Source organism: Deinococcus indicus (assembly GCF_002198095.1).
Lineage (GTDB): Bacteria > Deinococcota > Deinococci > Deinococcales > Deinococcaceae > Deinococcus > Deinococcus caeni.
The window spans coordinates 1-20,000 of the sequence record NZ_NHMK01000028.1; the positions used below are offsets into that span (position 1 = coordinate 1).

The 20,000-nt window shown below is 63.8% G+C and carries 17 protein-coding genes and 1 pseudogene (1 of these 18 running past the window's edge); 7 read left to right on the forward strand and 11 right to left on the reverse strand.

All coding sequences use genetic code 11. The features are described from left to right. From CBQ26_RS16985 to CBQ26_RS16995, 3 genes and pseudogenes are all read right to left on the reverse strand, one after another. Window positions 1–353: pseudogene (locus CBQ26_RS16985) on the reverse strand (IS66 family transposase); the annotation flags it as partial. A gap of 60 nt (window positions 354–413) precedes the next feature. Then, the gene (locus CBQ26_RS16990; protein ID WP_229844451.1) at window positions 414–659 is read right to left on the reverse strand and encodes a transposase; all 246 of its coding nucleotides are present in this window, start codon (window positions 657–659) and stop codon (window positions 414–416) included. Between the two features lie 112 nt (window positions 660–771). Next, entirely contained in the window at window positions 772–1,146 is a 375-nt protein-coding gene (locus CBQ26_RS16995) for a hypothetical protein (protein WP_229844450.1), read from the reverse strand. 346 nt (window positions 1,147–1,492) lie between these two features. On the opposite strand from CBQ26_RS16995, the gene CBQ26_RS17000 reads away from it, so the two are divergent. Together CBQ26_RS17000 and CBQ26_RS17005 are read left to right on the forward strand one after the other, a co-directional pair. Next, on the forward strand, window positions 1,493–2,677 hold the full coding sequence (locus CBQ26_RS17000; protein WP_088249834.1) for a DegT/DnrJ/EryC1/StrS family aminotransferase: 1,185 nt from the start codon (window positions 1,493–1,495) through the stop codon (window positions 2,675–2,677). Between the two features lie 166 nt (window positions 2,678–2,843). Then, window positions 2,844–4,520 carry a polysaccharide biosynthesis protein gene (locus tag CBQ26_RS17005; protein WP_342351786.1) on the forward strand — a complete coding sequence of 559 codons (1,677 nt, stop codon included), beginning with the start codon at window positions 2,844–2,846 and terminating at the stop codon, window positions 4,518–4,520. Between the two features lie 3 nt (window positions 4,521–4,523). On the opposite strand, the gene CBQ26_RS21525 is transcribed toward CBQ26_RS17005, so the two are convergent. Beyond that, window positions 4,524–5,351: a hypothetical protein gene (locus CBQ26_RS21525; RefSeq protein WP_143342195.1), complete on the reverse strand. Its 828-nt coding sequence runs from the start codon at window positions 5,349–5,351 to the stop codon at window positions 4,524–4,526. Further along, window positions 5,348–6,745 carry an O-antigen ligase family protein gene (locus CBQ26_RS22905; RefSeq protein WP_088249835.1) on the reverse strand — a complete coding sequence of 466 codons (1,398 nt, stop codon included), beginning with the start codon at window positions 6,743–6,745 and terminating at the stop codon, window positions 5,348–5,350. The genes CBQ26_RS21525 and CBQ26_RS22905 overlap by 4 nt, the downstream gene beginning before the upstream one ends. 284 nt (window positions 6,746–7,029) lie before the next feature. On the opposite strand from CBQ26_RS22905, the gene CBQ26_RS17015 reads away from it, so the two are divergent. The 4 genes from CBQ26_RS17015 to CBQ26_RS22050 all read left to right on the forward strand — a co-directional run bounded on the left by CBQ26_RS17015 (window position 7,030) and on the right by CBQ26_RS22050 (window position 10,982). Further along, entirely contained in the window at window positions 7,030–8,088 is a 1,059-nt protein-coding gene (locus tag CBQ26_RS17015; RefSeq protein WP_088249836.1) for a glucose-1-phosphate thymidylyltransferase, read from the forward strand. A 72-nt stretch (window positions 8,089–8,160) separates the two neighbouring features. Beyond that, window positions 8,161–8,766, forward strand: coding sequence for a YceD family protein (locus tag CBQ26_RS17020; RefSeq protein WP_088249837.1), 606 nt, complete (start codon window positions 8,161–8,163; stop codon window positions 8,764–8,766). Window position 8,767: 1 nt separating this feature from the next. Then, a complete protein-coding gene (gene moaC, locus CBQ26_RS17025; RefSeq protein WP_088249838.1) occupies window positions 8,768–9,280 on the forward strand; it encodes a cyclic pyranopterin monophosphate synthase MoaC in 513 nt (170 codons plus the stop codon). A gap of 55 nt (window positions 9,281–9,335) precedes the next feature. Beyond that, window positions 9,336–10,982: a bactofilin family protein gene (locus CBQ26_RS22050; RefSeq protein ID WP_172418142.1), complete on the forward strand. Its 1,647-nt coding sequence runs from the start codon at window positions 9,336–9,338 to the stop codon at window positions 10,980–10,982. A 67-nt stretch (window positions 10,983–11,049) separates the two neighbouring features. On the opposite strand, the gene CBQ26_RS17035 is transcribed toward CBQ26_RS22050, so the two are convergent. Beyond that, the gene (locus tag CBQ26_RS17035; protein WP_055362123.1) at window positions 11,050–11,439 is read right to left on the reverse strand and encodes a helix-turn-helix domain-containing protein; all 390 of its coding nucleotides are present in this window, start codon (window positions 11,437–11,439) and stop codon (window positions 11,050–11,052) included. A gap of 349 nt (window positions 11,440–11,788) precedes the next feature. Here CBQ26_RS17035 and CBQ26_RS17040 point away from each other — a divergent pair, with 349 nt between their 5' ends. After that, on the forward strand, window positions 11,789–12,040 hold the full coding sequence (locus CBQ26_RS17040; RefSeq protein WP_088249839.1) for a hypothetical protein: 252 nt from the start codon (window positions 11,789–11,791) through the stop codon (window positions 12,038–12,040). 97 nt (window positions 12,041–12,137) lie between these two features. Here the strand turns inward: CBQ26_RS17040 and CBQ26_RS17045 are convergent, their stop codons facing one another. The 5 genes from CBQ26_RS17045 to tgt all read right to left on the reverse strand — a co-directional run. Next, the gene (locus tag CBQ26_RS17045; protein WP_216360386.1) at window positions 12,138–13,613 is read right to left on the reverse strand and encodes a carboxypeptidase M32; all 1,476 of its coding nucleotides are present in this window, start codon (window positions 13,611–13,613) and stop codon (window positions 12,138–12,140) included. A gap of 139 nt (window positions 13,614–13,752) precedes the next feature. After that, on the reverse strand, window positions 13,753–15,048 hold the full coding sequence (locus CBQ26_RS17050) for a bifunctional folylpolyglutamate synthase/dihydrofolate synthase (protein WP_088249841.1): 1,296 nt from the start codon (window positions 15,046–15,048) through the stop codon (window positions 13,753–13,755). A gap of 76 nt (window positions 15,049–15,124) precedes the next feature. Continuing rightward, window positions 15,125–16,069, reverse strand: a complete 945-nt coding sequence (locus CBQ26_RS17055) for a manganese-dependent inorganic pyrophosphatase (RefSeq protein WP_088249842.1) — start codon at window positions 16,067–16,069, stop codon at window positions 15,125–15,127. Window positions 16,070–16,201: 132 nt separating this feature from the next. After that, window positions 16,202–19,438, reverse strand: a complete 3,237-nt coding sequence (locus CBQ26_RS17060; RefSeq protein WP_088249843.1) for an S-layer homology domain-containing protein — start codon at window positions 19,436–19,438, stop codon at window positions 16,202–16,204. A 319-nt stretch (window positions 19,439–19,757) separates the two neighbouring features. Continuing rightward, window positions 19,758–20,000: the final stretch of a tRNA guanosine(34) transglycosylase Tgt gene (gene tgt, locus CBQ26_RS17065; protein ID WP_172418143.1), read on the reverse strand. It continues 954 nt past the right edge of the window; only the last 243 of its 1,197 coding nucleotides appear in the window; its start codon lies beyond the right edge, outside the window; the stop codon is at window positions 19,758–19,760.

Sequence of the window (20,000 nt, forward strand, 5' to 3'; positions counted from 1 at the left end):
CAGGCCTTGTCCTGACGGGTGAAGATCAGCAGGCCCGTGAACCCACATCGAGGACAGGTGTTGGGCGTTTTGACTTCTACGGTGGCTGTGATCTGCTCTGGCGTGGGTGGGGCCTTGTGGGTGAAAGTACCTTCACCAGGACGGCGTCCTGGTGATTTGGGATCGGCGGTGCGCTTCTCCCGGCTGAAGGGGGCGGCGTACTTGCGTTCCCGCCGTTCGAGTTCCTCCATGCGCTTCTTCAGGCGGGAGATTTCCGCTTTGAGTGCTTTGTTCTCGGCGATCAGTTGGTCGATCTGCTCGGACTGACGACGGATGATCTCGAAGAGATCCTTCTCAGTCGCCCCAGTGCCCATGGACAGCATGGTAACGGCAGGAGTGCCCGGCCGGAAGCCGGGCACCCGAGCGACCGCTAATCACAGACGAAAGCCCTTGCTCTTCAATGTCCGGAAGAGACATTCGATCAGGAACCTCCGGCGATATCGCGTCTGGATCGTCGTCACCGCTCCAGCGTTACTGGCGATGGTCAGTGACTCGCCATCTCGGATACGCGTCAGAACCACGTTCATCGGTTGCCCGTAGACCACCGTGTCCTCGACCAGCAGACCGGCCATACCGCTCTGCAAGCGACTCAGCCAGTCCTTCGCCGTCCAGTCGTCCATCAGCGTGTCACTCCTCATATGGATTCCATTTGTTTCGCCAACAATCCGGAACTTCACCGGATTGCCGGCTCCACGTCCGGAACCCGCGTTGCTCCCACTCTGTGGGGCAGCTCTACGAGTCGCTTTGCTCGGATTGAGTGGCCTTTGCAGCCCATTCAATCGGAGTCCGTATCAGTCGCACGCAGATGGGAATTCCACGTTGGGCCAGTCCCTGAATGCAGTCGTAGCCGACGAGTTCGCGGTCGGCGTACAGGACCCGGATCTCCGTATGGCTGCCGCCCCCGTGGGGCAGCAGCTCGTAGAGGAGGGGGATCGCGACGCCCCGCCAGATGACGGCCAGGAGCAGGACGTTCACGTCCGTCTGTCCGTATTTCCAGTTCGTCCGGTCGAGGATGAGTTCGCGTAGTTGGGTGGACAGAAGGAGCGTCAGAACCACCCGGGCGACATCGGCCGGCTGGATCAGATGCCAGTCAAAGAAGTGTTCCACGCGGCGGATGATGTAGGCGTTGTGCGCGCTTCCTGGGAAGCGCGCAGCGCGTTCGGCATGCCGGACGTCCTTGCCCCAAGGAGTGCGAGGATCATGAGAGAAAGCAACTCGACCCGGTTCTTGCGGAACTCCGGGAAGTGCGCGGTGAAGCAGCGGGTCAGCTCGGCCAAGACATCGGGGGACGCGTTTTGTTCTCGCGTGCCAGCAGAACTTTTTCAAGCCGCTCGGGAAAGTGTCGGGTACTGAACACTCGTTCACTTGTTCTGTCTAGATTCTGGGGAGCAGATCACAGCATCGAGTAGAACCCTTCCAAAGTTATGCAACCTGCGCGTATTCTGGACACCATATGAACCGTACCGTTCCGCCATTTTCAAGTTGGCCCGTCTTTGAACAGGACGAGATACAGGCAGTCACTGAAGTTCTTCAATCTGGGAAAGTCAACTACTGGACGGGTGACGAAGCGCGTCAGTTCGAACGTGAGTACGCCGAATATCTGGGGGTCAATCACACCATCGCACTCCATAACGGCACTCTGGCACTGGAGCTTGCGTTGTATGCCTTCGGTATAGGGTCTGGGGACGAGGTTATCACGACTGCCCGGACCTTCATCGCTTCTGCCAGCGCTGCAGTCATGCGGGGCTGCATCCCAGTAATCGCCGATGTGGACCCGGTCACACAGAACATTACTGCCGAGACCATTCGGCCCCTGATCACTGAAAAAACCCGTGCGATCATTCCGGTACATCTAGCGGGTTGGCCCTGCGACATGGATCCAATCATGCAGCTTGCAAGCGAATACAACCTGGTCGTTATTGAAGACTGCGCCCAAGCTCATGGAGCCTTCTACAAAGGACGTCCTGTAGGCAGCATCGGGCATGCAGCGGCATTCTCATTCTGTCAGGACAAGATCATGACGACTGGGGGTGAAGGCGGTCTGCTGGCTCTGAATGATACCGAGGTCTGGAAAAAAGCATGGGCGTATAAGGACCACGGGAAAAGCTATGACGCCGTATATAACCGTGAACATGCACCTGGCTTTCGGTGGCTTCATGATTCTTTTGGGACCAATTGGCGCATGCTGGAAGTACAGGCGGTTATTGGACGGCTCCAACTACGCAAATTGCCTAGTTGGATTGAGCGTCGTCGAGCGAATGCGTTAATTTTGACTGAACGCCTAGGAAAGCATCCCGCATTACGTCTAACGCTACCCGATGAAACCATTACCCACTCCTACTACAAATACTACGTTTTTGTGCGGCCTGAATTTCTAGCAGCCGGCTGGAATCGTGACAGGATTATGAATACTATTACGGCGCACGGCGTTCCGTGTTTCAGTGGATCGTGTTCAGAGATCTATCTGGAAAAGGCTTTCTTGGACGCTGGATATGGACCGCAGGAAAGATTGCCTGTGGCGCAAGAATTAGGAGACACTTCATTGATGTTCCTAGTACATCCCACACTGTCCGAGCTAGATATGCAACGTGCAACTGATATTGTCGATATAGTCATGTCGCAGGCGCAGCAATTGTGATCCACTCAGGGCCTAAGGCATGAATGGTACGCTAGGCAAGTTATTGATTGATCTGGGTCTATGGGCGGCAGCTGCACTAATGGCGTACGCCTTTCGGAAACCCACACTGATTGAATTAGGGATCCCCCTCAATGTCATCGGTTACATGGGCTTGAGTGTAGGAGTCATGGCTCTGACCGCGTGGTATTACCACCTCCCGAGGCAAACTTGGCAACGGGCTGGCGTGCCAGACCTGATGGTACTGGCTCGTGCTGTAACGGTATCTACCCTGCTGATGTTTGCTCTTGGATTCATTTTGCAGGGGTGGCTGCAATTGCCTCGCAGTGTGCCTTTACTCTCGGGAGTTCTAGGATTCCTATTTATGGGATGCGTCCGCGTCGTCGCACGTCTGTTGGCAGAGAATGTCCGAAGACAGGAAGCCACGGATCAACGGCGAGTTTTAATTGTAGGAGCAGGTAGTGCAGGAGCGTTATTTGCCCGCGAGATGCAACGTCACCCGGAATCTGGTCTCCGGCCCATCGGGTTTCTGGATGACGAGTCCGGTAAGCAGCGCCAACGAGTCGTGGGACTTCCCGTGTTCGGCCGAATCGCTGATTTGCCTGCCATCGTTGTGCGTGAGAGCGCCCAAGAGGTACTGATTGCTGTGCCTTCAGCTTCAGGAGACTTTGTACGGCGAGTAGTTGATCTCGCACGGAAAGCTCAGGTGCGATACCGAATCATCCCAGGCGTTTTTGAGATTCTCTCAGGAAATGTGAATATTAATCAGATCCGAGACGTCAATGTAGAAGATTTGTTGCGGCGCCCTCCAGTGCAGCTGAATACAGCTGAGATTGCCGGCTATCTCAAGGACCGGGTCATTCTCGTTACAGGAGCAGGGGGTAGTATTGGTTCAGAGTTGGTTCGTCAACTCGCGCAGTTCGGTCCACGCACAGTATTGCTGTTTGGACGCGGAGAAAACAGCATTTTTGGTATTCAGCAGGAACTAGGACGGAATTTTCCAGAGATTGAAAATGTTGCTTTGATTGGCGATGTGCGTGATGAGAAGAGACTACGGGCAGTATTTGAGGAATTCCGTCCCCAAGTAGTGTTTCATGCGGCAGCCCACAAGCATGTGCCTCTGATGGAACGCACACCCTCTGAAGCAATTCTTAATAATGTCATAGGAACTCGCAATGTAGTCCACCTGTGTTTGGAATATGGAACATCACGCCTAGTTAATGTTTCTACTGATAAAGCCGTCAATCCGACAAGTGTGATGGGAGCATCCAAACGAGTAGCGGAAATGGTAGTGTCTGCTGGCGCGTCACGCGCACACCCGGGTCAGGCTTTCGTTTCAGTCCGTTTTGGCAACGTACTGGGAAGCAGAGGGAGCGTTGTCCCGACCTTCATGGCCCAAATTCGGTCGGGTGGACCCATCACTGTCACACATCCAGAAATGGTTAGATATTTCATGACGATCCCGGAGGCCTCACGTCTGGTCCTTCAGGCTGGCGGTCTGGCTGAAAACGGAAAAGTGTATGTCCTGAATATGGGAGACCCAGTCAAGATCGCTGATCTGGCACGAGATGTTATCCGTCTGAGTGGTGCCCTCAATGTTGAGGTAGTATTCAGCGGCATTCGACCGGGTGAAAAGCTGTATGAAGAGCTACTAACGACAAGTGAAGGCATCGATGCAACGACGCATATGGAAATCTTCAGCGCCAAACTCGCGCCCGTTGATGCGCAATTGATTGATAAAGAACTCCAGCTCCTGATGGAAAATGCCGCGAAATCGGATTCAAATGCTATCCGTGATCAGCTAGGGCAGTTAATTCCAGAAAATAAGTTTGGTCAAGTACGCTGATAATTAGCGCTCTGGAATGAATTTTACCTTCCGGAGTATGAGATTACGGTCACCAAGCTCTTTGAAATAAGGATTTATAATTCTGATTTTCAGTGGCTGTGCATTTATTGAAATCACTACTTCTTGAGGCTGTTGACTCAACCGTATCTTCCTCAGACTTTTTTCTCCCTGGCTAATATCAATAGTAGCGAAATCTTTTCCACCTTCTTTTCCGCTTATACTAAACATGAGTTTTCCGGCGCCGCAGGGGTGCAGGGTAATAGGGGTTGGAGATAACCATCCCAGGGTCCGCTTCTCTATATTCCAGCTTCCATCTGTTCCTACTGGAGTGTCCACTGTAAAAGATTGGCATCCTTCGGACTGTAGACGAACTCCCTCCATAACAGCGCTTCGGTAATCAGAGCTATAGAAGTCGTTGAAATATCCGATGGTTAAGTGACCTTTTGACTTAATGGGAATCATTACAGTTGAGGCTTCCCTGAATGCGCCTTTCCAAATTAGCCTAGAATCTAGGGCAATTTGTAAGATCGGGGCTACGCCGTCTGCAATCTGACCTTGCCCAGTGATAACCAGAGTTCCCTTTTCACATATATCGGTACTGAGCCATCCATTAACCATGAACGCATATGGTTCAGAAAAATTGACAATTTCTAGCGAGGGGCTTTGATATGGAAAAGCCAATCTTATTTTAACTGGTAGCGCGCAATCCCTAATATGCGAGGTCGACAGATTGTCATTTGCCTTATCCAATAGAAGTGAGTTTGATGCCCAAAATAGCGTCATACTGACCAGCGCAGGCAAAAGAATAGCTGGAAAAATGGCTGATTTCACGACTTGAGCCTTACAGTCCATTCGTGGGTGGTCAGCGGGAGAACGCTCGCCCCAGCAGCCGACGGATAGATTTGTAACTGAATTTTTTGCATGGGAACATCTCGAATATTTGCTTTACTCTCCAGATTGATGATGTCTTGCGCACCCGTGTCAACTGGCAGAACCTGAACAATTGAACAACTTTGCAGGCAGCTGCGCATCACAATTCGGTACTTTCCAGGGGTCAGGAGCCAGCTACTGTACACCGTATAGTTCTGTGCAGATCCTACTTGTCTGGGAGATTGAATGAAGCGCAGCTGGGCAGACAAAGTCGGCTTTGACGGCACGCTTGAGACCCATATAGGGAATGCCAGGATTATAATCAACACAGAAGCAGCCACTCCATGACCTAACTTAATTTCAGTCATTCGAGACAGTTGTACACCAGCAATTAACCAAAAAGCTTCTGCAAAGAAGGGGCTCGGTACAACCAGTGTATTGTCTATTAAGGTAGCAGCGATCAGACCAGAAAGCACAGCTATCCCTAAAGCATCTTTTGAATTCCAGGCAACTGAGACAACTGAGCCAATCAGAATAAAGAAGCCCAGGGTGCCTAGAGGGCCTGACTCAGCGAGCTGCTGCAAAGCCCCATTATGTGCAATCAACCAGGGACTGCCAAGGTTCTGTAACCACTCTGGACATACCGGTGTGCCGGACGGCCCAATCCACAGTTCACAGCCACTTGGTGGCTGTAAATGACGACCAAGCAAATAGGTTCCCACCCCAGAAAGCGGAGAGCTCTGATAGGCAGACAGGGTACTGGACCATACTAGGTCGCGCCCATTGGTATCCGACTGTACCAATCGCGTCAGCAGACTGTTCCCTTCCTTTAAACTGATCATTGTAAGCGTAGTAGCCAACATTGTGGTCAACCCGACTCCCAATAGCACGCGCCGACTGGACTGAACCAGCAGTCCCGCCGCAATGCCAACGACGGCTGCCAAAAGAGGTCCCCGACTCGCTGACAACAGCAGTACACTTACCCCGGCGCAACCAATGAAGATCCGCCACACTCGATGAGCCTGTCCGAACACAGCGAGCCAGATGCACAGAGCTCCAGCTAGACCAAGGGTGATCGGGGTCATATAAGGGTGTGAGAGCCGGCTGGCTAGTAGCGGACCGCCGCTCACGACTGTCATGATGACAGCCGTAACCGCGACAAGAACGAGTCCAACACTCAGCGGCATTAGATGTTCGGACCGCTGCCAACTGACACCCAGACCGATTAGACCCATAATCAGAAGGGTGCGGAGCAGCGCAGTCAGACTGGCCTCCAGAGGAGTGTCCGTAAACAGCGCAGGCAGCTGCTGGCTGATCAGGTAGCTGACCAGCAACCCCTGGGCCACTCTGGGCATAGTTTTTAAGTTCTTCAGTCCTGCAACGGCCAAAGGTGACAGGAAGTAAAGAGGCGCCAGAAACGCTAGCCATATCTGTTGCCATCTATGCACAGGTGAGCTGAGAGTGGTCCGAGTAAGCACAGAAAGAACTATAGGTCAGAGACCTTTCCGCACTGGCCTGCCTCCGGACGCCTCGGAGACTTAATCACAGGGATGACGAAGAAGGCTGATCGCGGTATTCATCATCAGGGCTACCCGCACACACGGGTGAGCAAAAATCTACAGCAGCGTAGAATGTTGGTGTGAAAGCCATCATTCCCGCTGCCGGTCTGGGTACGCGTCTCCGTCCTCTCACGTACACGCGGCCCAAGCCGGTTCTGCGGGTGGCGGGTAAACCCATCATCGTGCATGCCATCGAAACCCTGCAGGCGGCCGGCATCACCGAGATCGGGGTGGTCGTTTCGGAAATCACGCGGGTCGAGATTCAGCATGCGGTGGGGGGTGTGGAGGGCGTGCAGGTCACCCTCATCGATCAGCATGAGCAGCTGGGGCTGGGGCACGCGGTGCTCGTGGCGAGGGAATGGGTCGGTCAGGACGACTTCTGCGTGTACCTGGGTGACAACCTGTTCGAGTTCGGGGCGCGGCCGTTCGTGGACCGTTTCGCTGCCGAGCGTCCCGCCGCGCTGATCGCGCTGGTGGAGGTCGAGGACCCCACGGCCTTCGGCGTCGCGCAGCTGGACGGAACGCGCATCACGCGGCTGGTGGAGAAACCCAAGGTCCCGCCGAGCAACCTCGCGGTGGCGGGCCTGTACTGCTTCACCCCGCAGATCTTCGCGGTGCTGGACGGCATGCCTCCCTCCGCGCGGGGGGAGTACGAGATCACGGACGGCATCCAGGCGCTGATCGAGGCGGACGCGGCGGTGCTGGGGCAGCCGGTGCAGGGCTGGTGGAAGGACACGGGCCGCCCGGCGGACCTGCTGGACGCCAACCGCCTGCTGCTGGAGCGGGTGGTGCTGGACGTGCAGGGCACGGTAGAGGATTCGCGGATCACGGGCCGTGTGGTCATTCCGGCGTCGGCGCGGGTGACGCGCAGCAAGATCGTGGGGCCGGTGATGCTGGGCGAGGGCGTGGTGATCGAGGATGCGTACATCGGGCCGTTCACGAGCATCGGGCAGGGCAGCGTGGTGCGGGCGGCCGAGGTGGAGCACAGCGTGATCGACGCCGAGGCGAGGATCGAGCACATGAGTAAGCGCCTTCAGGACTGCCTGATCGGCGTGCGGGCGCAGGTCCGGGGTGGGCGGACGGTGCCGCGCACGCACAAACTGACCATCAGCGACGCCAGCGTCGTCGAACTCGCCTGACCCGCGCCGCGTGGGCGGGCGTTTGGGGGGGACGGCAGGGTTATGTCAGGAGCGGGGGACTATCATGGGAGCATGACGGATTCACCTCGTATTCACCTGGGTTCCCTGCTGCGCTCCTCGACCGAGGACGCGCACGCCGAAGGCAGCCTTGATCACCTCCAGTACGAGCAGGGGCGCACGCTGCACACGTTGCGGTTCGCGGGCCCCGCGCCGTTCGAGGTGGATGTCAACGCGCTGGGCAGCAACGAGATGTACCTGCAGGGCACGTTCGAGCCGGTGCTGGTCATGGAGTGCGCCCGTTGCCTGCGGGACGTGGACGTGCCGCTGGAGATCTCGCTGGGCACCCTGATGCGCTACGACCCGTCGGCCGACGCGCCATACCTGGAGGAAGCCGAGACGGGCGAGGAGGTGCTGGTGTTCGGGGATCCGGACCTGGACCTCAGCGCGTACCTTGCGGAAACGACGCTGCTGAACGCGCCGCTGAGCGTGCTGCACGACGAGGCCTGCAGGGGGCTGTGTCAGGTGTGCGGGCATGACCTGAACGAGGGGCCATGCGAGCACATGGCGCAGGTGCCGGTCGAGGAGATCGACGATCAGCTGGGCACGCCGGAAGGGTCGCTACACGCCCGGCAGAACCCGTTCGCGGCGCTGGCCGACCTGAAACTGCCGGAGGAATGACGTGAGCCACGACACGCAGTCGGTGGATCCGGCGCCGGAACTGACGCACTTCCGGGATGGCCTGCCGCGCATGGTGGACGTGACCGGGAAGGCCGCCACGTCCCGCGAGGCGACGGCCGAGGCGTGGGTGCGGCTGCCCGCGCCCGCCCGCGCGGCGCTGGAGGCCGGCACGAATCCGAAGGGGGACCCGCTGGTCGTGGCGCGGCTGGCCGGGCTGGCGGGCAGTAAACGCACGGCGGATCTGGTGACGCTGTGCCACCCGATTCCCGTGACGGGCGCGGACGTGCAGGTGACGCTGGAACCGGCGGGCGTGCGGGTGCTGGCGACCGTGCGGACCACCGCGCCGACCGGGGTGGAGATGGAGGCGCTGACGGCCGTGACGGTCGCGGCGCTGAACGTGTACGACATGCTCAAGGCGGCCAGCAAGGCCATCGAGATCACCGACGTGCGGCTGCTGGCCAAGTCGGGCGGCAAGAGCGGCGACTACCAGGTCGGGTCCGACCAGCCGGACTGACCGGGACGGGCGGCGGCCGGGAACCCGGTCCGGCTGTTCAACGTAGAGGGAGCGTATGGGCGCAGAACGTCACAACCCGGAAGTCAGGTCGGCCGCGCCCGCGTGGCTGGACCTGCTTCACCTGGAAGCCGACGGCGCGCTCAGCGAGGGGCAGCGGGCCACCCTGCGCGCCCTGGAAGCGCAGGAGGGCGAGGCGGTCCAGCGGCAGCGGCGGCGGCTCACGGCCGGCGCGGCGGCCCTGACGGTCTCCCCTCCCCTGCCGCGCAGCGTCGCGGCGGACGTGGCGCGCGAGGTCGGTCTGGCGGCCCACCTCGGGGCCACGCCTGCGCTGCCGTCGTCGGTGGCGGCGGCAGTGGCGGCCGACATCCGTCTGGCCGCGCAGCTGACGCCGGTGACGGCGCCCCGCAGCGTCGCGGCGCAGGTCGCGCGGGACGTGCAGCTGCACGCCGGGCTGGGGGTGTCGTTACCCCCGGCCGCCAGTGTCGCCGCGCCGGTGGCCGAGCGGGTGGCCTGGAACGCGCGGCTCCAGCCGGGACCGCTGCCCCGGCCGGGCGTGGCAGCCCTGGTGGCGGCGCGCGTCACGGCCGAGGCAGCCGGCGCGGCCGACGGAACCGACCCACAGGCGGTCCGGCCGGCCGTGGCCCCGTTGCCGCCGCTGAACGCGGTGGGTGCGCCGCCCCGTCACAACCCGGCGCCCCTGATCCTGGTGGTGTCGCTGTTGCTGTCCCTGACGCTGCTGGGGGTCGTGACCGTCTGGCCGAACCTTGCGGCGGGGGCGGTGGTGATGCAGACGCTGCTGGCGCAGGTGTCGCCGGTTGCGGGTGCCGGGCTGGCGCTGCTGCTGGTCACGAGCGCGCTGGTCAGCGCGCGCCCCACGCCGGTCACGCAGCGGCTGGGGGCCGGGGCGTTCGCCCTGAGCGCCGCCCTGACCCTGCCGGCGCTGTACGGTCTGGCCGGCAACGGGGTCACCTTCGGGGACGTGCAGGTGGGTGGCCGAGTGAACGGCAACGTGATCACGGTGGGCGGGAACGTTCACCTGAACAGCGGCGCGGACGTGCGCGGCGAGGTCATCACGCTGCTGGGCGACGTGTACCGCGCGCCGGACGCGCAGGTGACCGGCCGGGTGAACGCGCTGCTGGGCCACGCGCCGGGCGACCGCGAGGCCCTGGCGACCGCCCCGCCGCGCGGTCTGGCGGCCGTGACCGCCTCGGCGTTCCGGCCCGTGCTGGGGTGGCTGGGCAGCGCCGCGTGGCCGCAGGTGTTCGTCACGCTGACCGGCGGGGCGCTGCTGCTGCTGTTCGTGTCGGGGCTGGCGCCGGTGCTGGCGCGGCGGCAGCGGCACGCACCGGTCCGGACGCTGGCACTGGGCATCCTGGCGCTCGCGGTGCTGCTCGGCCCGGCCGGTGGGCTGGCGCTGGCGGGCCTGCTGGGTCCGGCCCTGATCGCCCTGGCCCTGACGGCCGTGCTGCTCGCACTGGGCCTGAGCGTCAGCGCGTACGACGTGGGCCGCGCCGTGGCGCTGCGGGCGCGACTGCCGGTCCCGGACGCGGTCGGCGGCATGCTGGGCCTGTGCGCCGTGGCCGCCAGCCTGAGCGTCCCCCCGCTGGCCTTCGCGCTGGCCCTGGTGGGCGGCGCCTGGGGAGCCGGGACGCTGCTGCTGGCGCGCGGTCAGGCACCGGAAGAACTGCCTGACGCTGCCTGATAGCGAGCACCGACCTGCGCTTCGGCGGGTCGGTGCTAGCTTGGGGCTGATCCGTTGGCACTGAACGTCAGTTCAGGATGCGTTTGAGGTGCAGGTAGATCTCGTACCAGTCCTGCTTGTCGCGGGGGCGTTTGCCGCGCAGTTCGATGCGGGACAGGGTGCGGACCCAGTCGGGCGTGATCTGCGGTCCCAGCGTGGGGTCGGCGACGAGGTCGGCCAGCCCTTTGGGCAGGGAGCCCTCGGTGGACGGACCGTAGAACTCGACCCCTTCGAGCAGGTCGTGAACGGTGATGGCGTACGCGCCGGCCAGGGTCTGGAGGGTTTCCAGGCTGGGGTTGGTGCGGCCACGTTCGAGGTCGCTGAGGTACGGGACGCTGATCCCGGCCGTTTCGGCGACGTCCTTGAGCCGCAGCCCGCGTTCGCTGCGCAGTTCGCGGAGTCTTTCGTGCAGTTTCATTGTTCACCTCCTTGGCTGCGGCGTAGCCTCACGCTGCGTGCTGGACGTGGTCCAGCGGGACAACGCGTGCCGCCTGGGGCGTCTTCCTCTGGTTCAGGCCTTGTTTGCCTGTGGGCAGAATGGGGCAGCCTTGGTTGGAGTGTAACACCAGGCGTCGGTACGGTCAATACAGAATACGCCGCGCGACTTCTTGCCCATCCCGATGCCGACCTGCTAGAATCTGCACAGATCGTAATCAGCCCAGAGATTCTTGGTCAGCAGAATCCCGCCTGCACCGCTCCCCGCGCCCACCCTGAACCTTCAGCCCCCACCGACCTCGCCGCCCCGCCGGGCGGGAAGGAGTGCCCCCATGCGCTCACTGGACACCATCACCGAAAGCATCCGCCTCGGCCACGCCCACCCCACCACCCTGCTGAACGCCTTCATCGAACTGGAAAACGAGGGCGGACTGGTGGCCGTGCGCCGCATGGAACGCCAGCTGCAACTCGGCGTCCGGGCCATGCGCGAGCGCGGCCACCCGCACAGCGACCTCGCGCAGAAATGGCTGAACTCGGCCCGCGCGTACCTGATCACCCGCGCCGAGCGGCGACAGGCCAGCTGACCCACACCACACAGCGCACCACACGGAGGCCCCCGGCGTGAACATCACCGGGGGCCTCGCATACAGATTCTGTTGTACCTTCCGCAACACCCTGCCGTCAGTCCAGGCGGTAGATCCCGCCGTACTTGCGGTGCAGGTACGCCACGTACGGGTCGGCGCCCAGGGGCTGCCCGGTGGCCTGCACGGTCAGTTCGGCGGGCGTCAGGCTGCGGCCGTGCTGGTGGACATGCTCGACCAGCCACTCGCGCAGCGGGCCGTACTCGGCGCTCGCCACGCCCTGCGCGACGGCCGGGTCGCGCTGCGCGGCCTCCAGCAGCTGCACGCTCAGCAGGTTCCCCAGCGTGTACGTCGGGAAGTACCCGATCAGCCCGGCCGACCAGTGAATGTCCTGCAACACGCCGCGCGCGTCGTCGGGCGGGGTCAGGCCCAGGTACGCCTGCATCTTCGCGTTCCAGGCGTCCGGCAGGTCCCGCACGGCCAGCGTGCCTTCCAGCAGCGCGAGTTCCAGTTCGAAGCGCAGCATGACGTGGAAGTTGTACGTGACCTCGTCGGCCTCCACGCGGATCAGGCTGGGGTTCACGCGGTTCACGGCGCGGTACAGCGCCCCGGCGTCCAGGCCCTCGGTGACGGCGGGGGCGACCTCCTGAAGCTGAGGGAAGTACCGTTCCCAGAACGGGAGGCTGCGGGCCAGCAGGTTCTCGAACATCCGCGACTGGCTCTCGTGCACGCCCAGGCTCGCCCCGGCCGACACGGGCGTGCGCGCCCAGCGTTCATGCACGCCCCGTTCGTACATGGCGTGCCCCGTCTCGTGCCAGGTGCCGAACAGGCAGGCGGGCCAGTACGGCTCCACGCGGGTCGTGATGCGGATGTCGCTGCGGCTGAAGTTCGACTGGAACGGGTGCGCGCTCTCGTCCTGCCGCGCGAAGCTGCCCTGCAACCCGAACGCCTCGCCCGCCACGCGCCAAGCGAAGTCCTTCTGCGCCTGCGCGGGGAAAGGGCGGGTCAGCACGCCGTAATCGGCGGCGTCCCCGGCGGCGCGGATGCGGTCCAGCAGCGGCAGCGTGCGGTCGCGCAGGTCCGCGAACACCGCCTGCACCTGCGAGGCGCGCATGCCCGGCTCGTAGTCGTCGATCAGGGCGTCGTAGGGATGCTCGTCGAAGCCCATCAGGTCCGCCTGACGGCGCGCGAGGTCCATCATGCGTTCCAGGTGCGGCGCGAACGCCCCGAAGTCACTGTGGCGGCGGGCGTCGATCCAGGCGTGATGCGCCTCGTTCTGCGCGCGGGTCTGTTCCTCCACGAACGCGGTGGGCAGGCGGGTGGCCTTGGCGTGGTCGCGCCGGGCGACGCACACGACGGCTTCCTCGGTGGGGGTCTGTGGCTGCGCCTGGGCCAGCAGCCCGCCGGTTTCCGGGGCGGTGAACAGTTCGTGCGACAGGCCCGCCAGGGTCGCCAGCTGCTGCCCGCGCACCGGGGCGGCCTCCTCGGGCATGAACGTCTCCTGCTCCCAGGAAAGCAGGCTGGCGGCCGCCCTCAGGTCACTGACCTGCCCCAGGCGGCGGCCCAGGGCCTCCATGCTGGGGTGAACCGGCGTGGTCGGGGAAGCTGCCGGGGCCGTCGGTGCAGGTGCCGTCTGGTCAGGTGTGGTCATGCCTTCCAGGGTAACGCCGCCCGGCCCACCCTGGCAGCCGACCGGGGGCCGGGGGTGGGCACCGTCACTGCCAGCGTTCACGATGCCCGGCCGCCTCGCCCAGCAGCAGGGGGCGCACCTCGCCCAGCAGGTAGAGGCTGCCGCACACCAGCGCCAGCGGCGCGGCGCGGTCGGCCAGGGCGCCCAGCGCCGCCGCCGGGGAATCCGTCACCGTGACCGGCACCCCCGCGAACAGCCCGGCCAGCGACGCCGGCTCGGCCGCCCGTGGGCTGAGGACCGCGCGGGTCAGGATCACCTCGGACACGCTGTCCCGCAGGGCCGACGCCACCGCACCGATGTCCTTGTCGCCGGCCGCGCCGAACACCAGCGGCAGCGGCCCGACCCCCAGGTCCCGCAGGCCAGCCGCCAGCGCCTGCGCGCCGTCCGGGTTGTGCGCGCCGTCCAGCAGCACCCGCCCCCCCCGCCACGGCAGGACTTCAAGCCGGCCTGGCCACTGCGCGGCCGCCACCCCGCGCGCCACGGTCTGGGCGGGCAGGTCCAGCCGCAGCGCCGCGAGGGCCGCCAGCGCCGCGTTGCGCGCCCCGTGTGCACCCAGCAGCGGCGTGTGCAGGGTCACGGGGCCGTCCGGGCCGCGCAGCGTCACCTGCGCGCCCTCCCAGCCCAGCAGGCGGACGCCGAGCAGATAGTCGTCCAGTCGCCACAGGTCTGCGCCGGTCGCGGCGAAGATGGCCTCCACGTCCCCGCCCACACCCACCACGGCCGGACGACCGTCCCGCAGAATCCCGGCCTTCTCCGCAGCGATGGCCTGCGGGGTGCTGCCCAGGAATTCCGTGTGGTCCAGTCCCACGTTCGTCACGACGCTCAGCACCGGGTCCAGCGCGTTCGTGGCGTCCAGGCGACCTCCCAGACCCACCTCCATGACCGCCACCTGCACGCCCGACTCGGCGAACAGCAGCGCGCCCAACGCCGTCACGATCTCGAAGAACGACGCCCCGACCGCCTCGGCTTCCGGGCGCACGCGCGCCAGGGCCGCCGCCACCACCTCCTCGGGCAGTTCCTGGCCGTCCACCACGAACCGCTCGGTGAAGTGCGTCAGGTGCGGACTGGTGAACAGACCGGCCCGCAGGCCCCCGGCGCGCAGCGTGGCGGCCAGCGTGGCCGCCGTGGACCCCTTACCGTTCGTGCCACCCACCAGCACCGTCCGGAACGACACCTGCGGGTCCCCCAGCCGCGCCAGCAGCGCCTGCACCCGCCCCAGCCCCGGATGCACCCCGAACCGCTGCCGCGCGAACAGCCACTCCAGCGCCGCCTGCCACGCCTGCCCGCTCACGTCCGTCCTGCCGTCATGTCCTGCACTCATCCGCCCAGCATAGGCTCCACAACAGCGGCGGGGAGGGGGCCCACGGCCCACCTCCCCCACCCGCTGCCCCGCCCCGTCAGCCCTGGGGCGCGAAGTACCCTTCCAGCGTCGGCACGATCTGCTTCTTGCGGCTGATCCGGCCACCCAGATCCGCGACCGGCCCGTCCACCGTGACCCCGAAAGCCTCGCTCAGCACCCGGCCTTCCGTGGCACTCAGGACCAGCGTGCGGTTCGTCTCGTTCAGGATGTCCACCACGCTCAGCAGCACGCCGGCCAGACCGTCCTGCGCCTTGACCTGATCCATCGCCGCGAGCAGTTCCGCCTGACGACCAAACACGTACGCCGGGTTCGTCGTCTCGATCACGCCGATCCCCCACGCCTGCGGGGCCGCCACATCCCCGAACGGGAACACCTTGTAGTCCATCCGCAGCAGCGCCTCGGCCGGCGTGTCGCCCAGGTCGCTCTTGGCGGCGAACATGGCCAGCGCGTACGCCTCCACATCCTCGATGCCCGCCACCGGCGCCAGGAAGGCCACAGCGTCCCGGTCCTCCTGGGTGGTCGTGGGACTGCGGAAGTGCAGCGTGTCGCTCAGGACGGCGCTCAGCATCAGGCGGGCGTCCAGCGGCTCCACGGTCAGGCCCGCCTCGCGGTGCAGTTTCAGCAGGATCGTCCCGGTGCAACCCACCGGCTCGAAGCGCAGGTAGGCGGGCTGCGCGGTACTCAGGTCCCCCAACTTGTGGTGATCCACGACGCGCGTCACGTTCAGCTCCGCGAGGTTCGGCGCGGACTGCGCACTCTCGTTGTGATCCACCAGCGCCACCGATGCCCCCGCCGGCAGCTCCGGCAACAGCGGCGGGGCGTCCACGCCCGCCTCCCGCAGCACGAACGCCGTCTCGAAATTCAGTTCCCCCAGACGGAACGCCTGGGCGTCCACGCCCTGACGGGTCAGCAGGCGCGCGTACACCAGCGCGGCCGTGATGGCATCGGTATCGGGGTTCAGGTGACCAAAAACAGCAAGCATACCCGCAGTCTACCCGCTGTCCGTCACCGCGCACCACGCACCCGCCTGCACAGCCAACCACGGCAGAACAGGAAAAACCCCCGCGCGTGGCGGGGGCTTCTCCGGTGAATCCCTGGGGATTCAGGTCAGGCTTTAGAAGTTGACCTTGTAGCTGATCTTGAAGACCTGGCCACGGGCGTCGCTGATGCCGGTCACGGCTGCGCCGTTGGCCTGCTTCAGGCGCAGGTTGCCCACGCCGTAGCCGAAGCTCAGGTCGTAGTAGTTGCCTTCCACGTACAGGAGGTCCTGGCTGACCGTCTCGCCGCCGTTGTTGGCGTCAGAGAAGTAACCAGCGGCGTCCGTACCGGCATCGACGAGGCCGGAGAAGGGGGTGTACCCACGGTTCTTACCCTGGTAGCCGGCGTAGTAGACGGCCATCTTGGTGTTGGGGAGCAGGAACTCGTTGAGCTTGACGCCCGCCATGTAACGCACGGCGTTGGAGTCGTAGTCCAGCGTGTTGTTGCTGTAGTCGTGGGTGCGGCTGTAGTAGCCGAACTGACCTTCGAAGCTGGGCTTGAAAGCCACGTTCAGGGCGTCGGTCTTGACCGCCACGCCGGCAGCCACGGCCATGCTGTTGAAGGTAGCGGCATCTTCCTTGGCCAGGTCGTAGCTGTCGTTGCCGAAAGCGCCCTTCAGGCTGACGTTGGCGATACCCAGTTTGGCGGTGTAGACGGCGTCACCGTACAGGAAGCTGTTGCTGTAGGAGGTGGTGGCGGTGCGGTAGCGGGCAGCGTAACCGAAGCGCAGGTCCAGGTTCTTGACCAGAGCGTTGGCGTCCTTACCGCTGTGCGCGACTTCCACGCCGTACTCGCTGTAGCACTTCTTGTCGGTGAAGCTGTTCTGCGTGAAGGTCAGCGCGCTGCCGACGCCGTCGGTGTCGCTGCCGTTGATGCCGGGGTGCAGGTCGCCGCAGCCGCTCTGGTCGATCAGGTCGTTGTTGGCCAGCGCGTAGTAGCTGTTGTACAGACCCTTGGCGAAGAGGCTGCTGCCATCGGCCAGCACGTCGTTCTGCGCCTTCTTGCCGTTCATGGTCAGATCGCGGTAGTAGGCACCGACGCTGAAGCCCAGGCCGGGGGTCACGTCGCCACGCACGCCGTAGCGGACGCCAGCCTGACCGAGCACGTTGGAGAGGTACTCGTAGTAGCCGCCGCGCACGGTCACCAGGTTGAACAGGCTGACCTTACCGGTCACGCCACGGTCAACCACGGCCGTGGGCTCCTTGGCGGTGTCGAAGGGGTTCTTGCCGTAGGCGACCTTGTTGTCCTGATAGGCAGCAACGGACACGGGGCCCAGCGTCGTGCCGACCTTCACGCCGAAGCCCGTCTGGTTGGCAGCGTACGGAGCGGTGCTGCCGTTGGTGCTGTCCTTGGGGTTGGCTTCCATGACGCCCGCGACCTTGTCGTAGCCGGCGCTCACGGTGCGGTAGTTGAGGGTGTAGACCTTCACGGGACCGAGGTCGCCGCTGGTCTTGGCGTAGAAGGCGTTCTGCTCGTCGAACACGTTGGTCTGGGCGCCAGTGCCCGCCGCGAACGTGGTGGTGGTGCGGCGGCTCTTGGCGTACTCGCTGTCGACCTGCCAGCCACCGACGGTGCCGTGGAGGTCAGCGCCGAAGACGGTCACGTCCGTGGGGGTGGTGATGGCGCCAGCAGCAGCGACATTGGTGACGCCGTTGGCCGCGAGGTTGGTGGCGACTTTGTAGCCGGTCACGTCCAGGCCTTCCTGCATGTAGTTCAGGCCAGCTTTCAGGGTGCCGACGGGGGTGATCTCGGCGCGGAGGCCACGGTAGTACTTGTGGAAGCCGTCCGTGACGCCGGTGATGGTGGCGGGCGTGGTGGTCGACACGGTGTAGGCGGCGTCTGCGCCACCGCGGCTGCCGTAGACGCCGGTGATCATGGGCTTGAAGGCACCGATGACAGGCAGGGTGCTGCCGTCAACGCTCACCAGGTAGCCGTCGCCGCGGGCCGTCTTGTCGTTGTCGCCGACGTAGTCAGCGAACTTGAACTTCAGGTTCTTGCCGAAGGTCACCGTGACAGGCGCGTTACCGACCGTGAAGGTCGCGGTGGCGTTCTTGAAGTAGAAGAAGAGGGGGCGGTACGTGACGTTGTCGTCGCCGTCGACGACGTCGGGGTAGTTCGGGTTACCCTGAGCATCCTGGAAACCGGCGTCGGCGCTGGTCGCCGTGCTGGGCAGGCCGGCGCGGATCCCGAAGGTCACGTCGACTTTGTTCACGTTCAGGCCGCCAGCGCTCTGGGCGTAGGCGCCGGTCTGGCCGCTGGTGGCGCTGGTCAGGGCGCCACTGTTGCTGAAGGTGATGCCGAAGGAGATGGCGGTCGCGCCTTCGCGGATCACGGAGTTGCCGCTGTTGCCAGCGCCGCTGAAGCCGTAGAAGTTGTTACGGTCGTTGACGACCTTGACGTCGCCGCCCGTCAGGTCGGCCCAGTCGACTGCGGTGTCGGTGGTGTTGGTGCTGTCGTCGGTGCCGGTGCTGAACACGGTGCCGGGGATCAGGCGATCCAGGTCCATGTTGCGGTCAGCGCGGGCCACGTTGTACGTGGCGGACAGGGTGGGCTTGATGCTGAAGGCGTACTTCTCGAGCTGGGCGACGCGGTTGTCGAGGCTGGTGACCTTGGTCTCGACGACGCCGACGCGGCCGGAGAGGGTGTCGAAGTCGGCGCGGGCGACGAGGTCGGCCTGAGCGGCTTCGACGGCGCTGACGCGGTCCTGGAGGTTCAGGATGTCCTGGTTCAGGAGGACGGTCAGGTCGTTCAGGGCGGCGATGGAGCTGGCGTTGTCGTCGACGTCGGCACGCAGGGTGTCGTACTCGTCGGCGCGGGCGGTCAGCTCTTCGATCTGGCTGGTCAGGCCGGCCAGGGCTTCGGGCTCGCCGCTCTGCAGGGCGATGGCTTCGACGCGCTCTTCGAGGCGGGCGAAGTCGTCGCGGCTGACGGCGTTCTCTTCGAGGTCGCTGACGCGCACGCCGAGGGCGGCGAGGTCGGCGGCGAGTTCCTGGATCGCGTTCTGCAGCGCGGTCAGGGTCTCGGAGTCGATTTCACCGGCGACGACGGTGCCGGTCTTCATGTCCTCGAGCAGGCGGGCGATGATGACGGCCGCTTCGTAGCGGGTCAGGTTCTGCGTGCCGCGGTAGGTGCCGTCGGGGTAGCCGAGGATGATGCCTTTGCCGACGAGTTTGTCGATGGCGTCCTTGGCCCAGTGACCGGCGGGAACGTCGGTCAGCGCGGGCACCTGGGGTGCGCTGGCGGGCGCGGCCGTCTGAGCGGCAGCGACGCCGAAGGACAGCGCGGCGGTGAGAACGAGCAGGCTTTTCTTCATATGAACCCCCAAAAGGTCGTCGCGCGTCGGAGGTACGTTCCGGCTCTGAAGATGACGTCGGGGCGAGTTGCCGGGTTTCCTCTCCCGGTGTGGTTCGCCGTTCGGTGTCTCTCTCGCGCAACCTGACGCTTCCTTCCTGTCGGATGAAAACTGTCAGATCAGGCGGATGATACAAGCATGAAAGAGAGTGGGTCAAGCCTGAGAGCGGCATAAATCGGCGTTTTTACGCGATTAGGCCTATTTCTGATCAAGTCATGAAGGCCCGCCGAGCCCCTGACGGGGTTCCGGGCGACGTCGTCCGTGACAGTTCTGTCAGGGTTCAGAGGCTGTCTGTCGGGGCCGGGGCCGGGTCGGGGCGCAGTGAAGTTGTACCGCGTCCCGTTTCGAGGGCCTGCCGGAACCAGTCCGGAATCTGCCCCTTGAAGTACCGCTGGGCCCAGCCGTCCGCCCACATGTGGAACTCACCTCGGCTGATCGCGGCGCGGGCCCGCTCCACGAGGCGGTGCAGGTAACGCAGGTTATGCAGGGACAGCATGCGGGGGGCGAGCATCTCCTCGGCCTT